Source organism: Streptomyces sp. OfavH-34-F, from assembly GCF_022347745.1.
Lineage (GTDB): Bacteria > Actinomycetota > Actinomycetes > Streptomycetales > Streptomycetaceae > Streptomyces.
This window is the reverse complement of record NZ_JAKRGC010000059.1, coordinates 20,793-27,049: the sequence shown is the minus strand read 5'-3', so window position 1 is coordinate 27,049 and position 6,257 is coordinate 20,793. Positions and strand designations below refer to the sequence as shown.

The window sequence follows — 6,257 nt, the reverse complement described above, 5'->3', positions numbered from 1 at the left end:
CCCGCGACGGCCGCGTTCCGGGCACCGCAGCCCTCACGGGACTGCCCGCCGGCTCGCCCCGCGCCGCCGTGGCCGTCCTGGCCGCCCAGCGGGCCCTCGGCCTGCCGTACGTGTGGGGCGCGAGCGGGCCCTCCGGTTTCGACTGCTCCGGGCTGATGAAGTGGGCCTGGGCCCAGGCCGGGGTGAGCCTGCCGCGCACCTCGCAGGCCCAGCGGTACGCGGGCCGCGTGATCCCGCTCTCCGAGGCCCGCCCCGGCGACCTCGTCGCCTACCGGGCGGACGCGAGCCACATCGCCATGTACGTGGGAAACGGGCAGGTCATCCACGCGCCCTACCCCGGGGCCCGGGTGCGTTACGACCCCGTGGGCATGATGCCCGTCTCCTCGGTCACCCGCGTCTGACCCCGCACCCTGCCCGTACGCTCGTCCTGTGGTCGAACAGGTGCGCAGGCGTGCGGGTCGGCGGCGGGCGGCGGGTGCCGTGCTCGCCGCCCTGCTGTGCGCCGCCGGCTGCTCCGCCCCCGCCGACGAGGCGCCCGGCCCCACCACCCGCGACATCCGCGCCACCCTCGACCGGCGCGCCGCCGCCGTCCTGCGCCACGACGAGGCCGCCTACGCCGCGGTCGTCGATCCGGACGCCACGGCCCTGCGCGGCGCCCAGCGCCGGGAGCTCGCCCGGCTCGCGGCCGTGCCGCTGGCCTCCTGGACGTACGGGCTGACCCACGTCACCGCGCACGGCTCCGACCGGGCCACCGCCGACGTGCGGCTCGGCTACCGGCTCAAGGGCTACGACAGCGCCCCCGTCACCGTGGACCGGATCATCGAGCTGGAGCGCGACCCGGCGGACGGCCGCTGGTACCTCACCGCGGACCGGCCGGCGGACGGCAGCGTCCGGCAGCTGTGGGAGCAGGGCGACGTCGAGGTGGTGCGCGGGGCGCACAGCCTGGTCCTGGGCGTCGGCCGCCCGCGCGAGGAGCTGGAGGCCGTCGCCGGCACGGCCGACGCGGCGGTGCCCGAGGTCACCGCCGCCTGGCCGGAGCGCTGGGCCGGGCGCGTCGTGGTGCTGGTGCCGGACAGCGTCGCGGACATGGGCGAACTCCTCGGCTCGCCCGCCTCGAACTACCGGGGCATAGCGGCCGTCACCACCGGCGAGACCGGCAACTCCGGCAAGGCGCCCGCCGACCGGGTGATCGTCAACCCGGAGGCGTACGCCCTGCTCGGCGACTTCGGGCAGCGCGTCGTCCTCACCCACGAGACCACCCATGTGGCCACCCGCGGGCGGACCTCGCCGGCCACCCCGACCTGGCTCTCCGAGGGCTTCGCCGACTGGGCGGCCTACCGGGACGGGGAGCGCACCGCCGAGGAGATCGCGCCCGAGCTGGCCGAGGCCGTCCGCTCCGGCGGCGGACCCGCCGTCCTGCCCGAGGACGAGGACTTCGCCTTCGCCGGCGACCCGGACCTGCTGGCGCGGGCGTACGAGGGCGGCTGGCTGGCCTGCGAGCTGATCGCGGACCACTGGGGCGAGGAGGAGCTGTTCGCCTTCTACCGGGCCGTGGGAGGCCACCAGGGGCGGGACGGGGCCGTCGAGGACGCCCTGCACGAGGTGCTCGGCACCACCCCGCAGGACTTCACGGCGCGCTGGCGGCTGTATCTGCGGAGCCGGCTCGGCTGACCGCGGGCGCCCGCCCCGCCCCGTCCGCCGCTTCGTGCCCCGCCCCGTCCGGCTGCTCGCCGCCGGTCCCGGGCTCCGCCTCCGGGGTCCGTACGGTGTCCCGCCACAGCCGGGCGCCGGCCAGCACGCAGGCGGCGACCAGCAGCCCGTTGCGCAGGAACATCAGCGTCAGGCCGTGCGCGTCGCTCGACACCACGTGGACGAAGCCGATCGGGAACTCCAGCTGCGTCACGCCGGTGGCCACCAGCACCAGGACGGCCGGCCACTCCATCCGGCTCTCCCGCAGCACCAGGCACACGGCGGCCAGCCCGACCAGCCACAGCATGTACTGCGGGCTGATCACCCGGCTCGTCGTGGTGAACAGCAGCACCGCGGTGAACGCCGCGTCCGCCGCCGTGCTCACCCCGAAGGTCCGCGCCCGCAGCCGCCACAGCAGCAGCCAGCCGAACGCCACCACGCTCAGCCCCAGCGCCAGCGTACTCACCAGCTCCACCCCCGGGCCCAGGAACTCCAGCGAGCCGTAGTGCAGCTCCACCCGGCCCTCCCAGCCGAACTGCCGCCACACGTGGAAGACCAGCGCCCCCAGCGACTCCACCTCGGTGCCCCGGTCGCGCTGGAAGCCCAGGAACGCCAGCGCACCCGGCGCCGCCACCACACACGCCAGCAGCAGCCCCGCCGCGACCGCCGCCGCGGTCGTCCACGCCAGCCGGGTGCGCCGGCCCCGGGCCGTCCCGGCCAGCACCAGCACCGGCCACACCTTCAGCAGCGCCCCGAACGCGGCCAGCGCCCCCATCACCCGAGGCCGCCGCAGCCCGGCCAGCAGCGCCGCCACCGCCACCGCCGTCACCATCACGTCGTACCGGGCGTACGCCGTGGTGCCCAGCAGCGGCACGCCCGCCACCCACACCCACACCCCGGCCGCCCGCCGGCCCGGCCCCCGGCTCGCACGCAGCAGCAGCCCCATGACCAGCGCGTCGCACAGGAACGCCAGCATGAAGAAGGCCGTCGCGTAGTCCAGGAACGGCAGCAGCGCGGGGGAGAGGATCGCCAGGGCCGCGACCGGCGGGTACTGCCAGGTGACGTCCGACTCCGGGTACGTGCCCGAGAGCAGCACCTCGTACCAGCCGTGGTAGATCACCGACACGTCGCTGGTGACGTCGAGCCCCGGCGGGGTGATCACCTTGCTCACCCACAGCAGCATCAGCGCCCTCGTGAGCGCCCACACCGAGAAGGCCGCCGGACGCGCGCCGCTGGAACCCGTCATGACCTGCCCTCACCCGTCGTGGACGCCGTACGAAACAGCCATGATGCCCGCAGCCCCGCCGCCCGGGCCATCCGGCACGGCCGCCCGGCCCGCGGGCCGGTACTGTCGGCGGCGATGGACAAGACCCTGATCGTGACCAACGACTTCCCGCCCCGGCCGGGCGGCATCCAGGCGTTCCTGCACAACATGGCGCTGCGGCTCGACCCCGAACGGGTCGTCGTCTACGCCTCCACCTGGAAGCGCGGGGCCGAGGGCGCGGCCGCCACCGCCGCCTTCGACGCGGAGCAGCCGTTCACCGTCGTCCGCGACCGTACGACGATGCTGCTGCCCACCCCGCGCGTCACCCGGCGCGCCGCGGAACTGCTGCGCGCCCACGGCTGCTCGTCCGTCTGGTTCGGCGCCGCAGCCCCGCTCGGGCTGATGGCCCCGGCGCTGCGCGAGGCGGGCGCCCGGCGGCTGGTCGCCACCACCCACGGCCACGAGGCGGGCTGGGCCCAGCTGCCCGCCTCCCGGCAGCTGCTGCGGCGGATCGGCGAGGGCACCGACACGCTGACCTACCTCGGCGAGTACACCCGCTCCCGGATCGCCGCCGCGCTCACCCCGGCGGCCGCCCGCCGGATGGTGCAGCTGCCGCCGGGCGTGGACGAGAAGACCTTCCACCCGGACTCGGGCGGCGCGGAGGTCCGGGCCCGGCTCGGGCTCACCGACCGGCCGGTCGTGGTCTGCGTCTCCCGGCTGGTGCCCCGCAAGGGCCAGGACACCCTGATCCGCGCCCTGCCCGCCATCCTGGCCGCCCAGCCGGACGCGGTGCTGCTCGTCGTCGGCGGCGGGCCCTACGAGGACGAGCTGCGCAAGCTGGCCGCGCGCACCGGGGTGGCCGGGTCGGTGCGGTTCACCGGCGCGGTGCCCTGGGCGGAGCTGCCCGCGCACTACGGGGCCGGCGACGTCTTCGCGATGCCGTGCCGGACCCGGCGCGGCGGGCTCGACGTGGAGGGCCTGGGCATCGTCTACCTGGAGGCGTCCGCGACCGGGCTCCCGGTGGTGGCCGGCGACTCGGGCGGGGCCCCGGACGCGGTGCTGGACGGCGAGACCGGCTGGGTGGTGCGCGGCGGCGAACCGGGCGAGGCGGCGGAGCGGATCGTGGCGCTGCTCGGCGACGCGGAGCTGCGCCGGCGCATGGGGGAGCGGGGCCGGGCCTGGGTCGAGGAGAAGTGGCGCTGGGACCTGCTCGCCGAGCGGCTGCGCGCACTCCTCTGAGACACCCGCGTACGCGGAGGGGGCCCGCACCGGCATGGTGCGGGCCCCCTCCCCGTACGGTCGTCCGCCGGCGCGGTCAGGAGCGGTAGATCGCCTCCACCTCGTCCGCGAAGTCCTTCGCGACCACGTTCCGCTTCAGCTTCAGCGAGGGCGTGATGTGGCCCGCCTCCTCGGTGAACTGGGCGCCCAGGATGCGGAACTTGCGCACGGACTCGGCCTTGGACACCGCGGCGTTGCCGTCGTCCACCGCGCGCTGCACCTCGGCCAGCAGCTCCGGGTCCTCGCGCAGCGACAGCGCGGTCGACCCGGCCGGCTTGCCGTGCTCCGCCGCCCAGCGGCCCAGGAACTCCTCGTCCAGCGTCACCAGCGCGCCCACGAACGGGCGCCCGTCGCCGACCACCATGCACTCCGCCACCAGGGCGTGGCCCCGGATGCGGTCCTCGATCACGGCGGGGGCGACGTTCTTGCCGCCCGCCGTCACGATGATCTCCTTCTTGCGGCCGGTGATCGCGAGGTAGCCGTCCTCGTCCAGCGTGCCGAGGTCCCCGGTGTGGAACCAGCCGTCCGCCAGCGCCTCGGCCGTCGCCGTCTCGTTGTTCCAGTAGCCGGAGAACAGGTGCTCGCCGTGGAGCAGCACCTCGCCGTCGTCGGCGATGCGCACCACGGAGCCGGGCAGCGGCTGGCCGACCGTGCCGATCTTCTGCCGGTCCCACGGGTTGAACGCGGTCGCCGCGCAGGACTCGGTCAGGCCGTAGCCCTCCAGGACGGTGAAGCCGATGCCCCGGTAGAAGTGGCCGAGGCGCTCGCCGAGCGGGGCGCCGCCGGAGATCGCGTGCTCGCCGCGCCCGCCGAGTACGCCGCGCAGCTTGCCGTAGACCAGCCGGTCGAAGATCTTGTGCTTCAGCCGCAGCCCCAGCGACGGGCCCTGCGGGGTGCCCAGCGCGCGGCTGTAGGCGATCGCCGTGTCGGCCGCCCGGTCGAAGATCCGGCCCTTGCCGTCGGCCTGCGCCTTGGCGCGCGCCGCGTTGTAGACCTTCTCGAAGACGCGCGGCACGCCGAGGATCAGCGTCGGCCGGAAGGAGGCCAGCTCGTCGGTGAGGTTCTTGATGTCCGGGACGCAGCCGAGCCGGATCGGTGCCATCACCGAGGCGACCTCGACCAGGCGCCCGAAGACGTGCGCGGCGGGCAGGAAGAGCAGGACGGAGCACTCGCCGGTGCGGAAGAGGGGCTTGAGGCGCTCCACGACGTTGCCGCACTCCGCGAAGAAGCTGCGGTGCGTCAGCACGCAGCCCTTCGGGCGGCCCGTGGTGCCCGAGGTGTAGACGATGGTGGCCGGGTCGTCCGCCCCGGCCGCCGCGCTGCGCAGCTCGACGGTCTCGTCCGTGACGGCGGCGCCCAGCTCGCCGAGCGTGTCCACGGCGCCCTTCTCGATCTGCCACACATGGCGCAGCTCGGGCAGCCGGTCGCGCACGGAGGCGACGGCGTCGGCGTGGGTGTCGCTCTCCACCAGGACCGCGACGGCCCCCGAGTCGCCGAGAATCCACTGCACCTGCTCGGCGGAGCTGGTCTCGTAGACCGGTACCGTGACCGCGCCCGCGCTCCAGATCGCGAAGTCCAGCAGCACCCACTCGTAGCGGGTGCGGGACATCAGGGCGACCCGGTCGCCGGGCTCGACGCCGGCCGCGATCAGGCCCTTGGCGGCCGACCGCACCTGTGCCAGGAACTCGACGGCGTTGACGTCCGTCCAGACTCCGGCCACCTTGCGGCTCATCACCGCGACATCGGGATGCTGAGCGGCATTGCGGCGGATGAGATCCGTCAGGTTGCCGTCCGAGGGGACCTCGTACAGGGCCGGAAGGCTGAACTCGCGCAAGACTGCTGCTCCTCATCGGGCTCCGGTGCCACGACTCTGTGTGACGCACCGGCGCGGTCCAAGATGGCGGGTGCTCAGTGGGGTGAGCACGACTGGACTGCCCGGACGTTACCCACCAGTACTCGGTTCCGGATAGGGGGTTCCGGCCAGATGTCTTATGCGTCACACATATCGGTCGTCCTTTCGCGCACA

Annotated in this window: 5 protein-coding genes; 3 read left to right on the top strand and 2 right to left on the bottom strand. The window is 74.9% G+C overall.

All coding sequences use genetic code 11. The features are described from left to right. Window positions 1-401 (top strand): C40 family peptidase (locus MHW47_RS12360; protein ID WP_239222884.1); only part of this gene is annotated, 401 nt, incomplete at its 5' end. Window positions 402-429: 28 nt separating this feature from the next. Beyond that, a complete protein-coding gene (locus tag MHW47_RS12355; protein ID WP_239222882.1) occupies window positions 430-1,671 on the top strand; it encodes a hypothetical protein in 1,242 nt (413 codons plus the stop codon). On the opposite strand, the gene MHW47_RS12350 is transcribed toward MHW47_RS12355, so the two are convergent. Beyond that, window positions 1,628-2,935 (bottom strand): glycosyltransferase family 87 protein, encoded by a 1,308-nt coding sequence (locus MHW47_RS12350; RefSeq protein WP_239222880.1) that lies wholly within the window; start codon window positions 2,933-2,935, stop codon window positions 1,628-1,630. The two genes, MHW47_RS12355 and MHW47_RS12350, sit on opposite strands and share 44 nt — an antisense overlap. A gap of 114 nt (window positions 2,936-3,049) precedes the next feature. On the opposite strand from MHW47_RS12350, the gene MHW47_RS12345 reads away from it, so the two are divergent. After that, window positions 3,050-4,192, top strand: a complete 1,143-nt coding sequence (locus MHW47_RS12345) for a glycosyltransferase family 4 protein (RefSeq protein WP_239222878.1) — start codon at window positions 3,050-3,052, stop codon at window positions 4,190-4,192. 76 nt (window positions 4,193-4,268) lie between these two features. Here MHW47_RS12345 and MHW47_RS12340 read toward each other — a convergent pair whose 3' ends face one another. Next, window positions 4,269-6,065: a long-chain fatty acid--CoA ligase gene (locus tag MHW47_RS12340; protein WP_239222876.1), complete on the bottom strand. Its 1,797-nt coding sequence runs from the start codon at window positions 6,063-6,065 to the stop codon at window positions 4,269-4,271. Between the last annotated feature and the right edge of the window lie 192 nt (window positions 6,066-6,257).

Bases quoted from the DNA above. Each gene is read 5' to 3' on its own strand.
- MHW47_RS12350 (WP_239222880.1), bottom strand. From the start codon at position 2,935: ATGACGGGTTCCAGCGGCGCGCGTCCGGCGGCCTTCTCGGTGTGGGCG.
- MHW47_RS12345 (WP_239222878.1), top strand. From the start codon at position 3,050: ATGGACAAGACCCTGATCGTGACCAACGACTTCCCGCCCCGGCCGGGC.